We start from the raw sequence: 245 nt of genomic DNA on the forward strand, positions 1-245 counted from the left end.
TTTGGCAATTTACTCGCCAGTACGTCTCAGGTAGCCTACCCGGTACACCCCGACAGGAAAGGAAGCATTCCATTACTCAATTATAGCCTAAATGCTACGAATGCAGCAGGCTGTAGTGAACAAATCGCCCAGGCGTTCAAGGTAGACTTTGATTTTACCGGGCAGTATATTGTCGGTAAAGGGGAGACGAACCCCCGCCCTACCCGCTTCATCAACTTGTCGCTGGTAGTAGGCGATTCTATTCG

1 protein-coding gene is annotated in these 245 nt (G+C 49.8%); it reads left to right on the plus strand.

The features are described 5' to 3' along the window. Positions 1-245, plus strand: a 245-nt coding sequence (locus Q0954_RS34835) for a hypothetical protein (protein ID WP_299466918.1), incomplete at both ends; no start/stop codon positions are given.

It is taken from the genome of uncultured Microscilla sp., assembly GCF_947493425.1.
GTDB lineage: Bacteria > Bacteroidota > Bacteroidia > Cytophagales > Microscillaceae > Microscilla.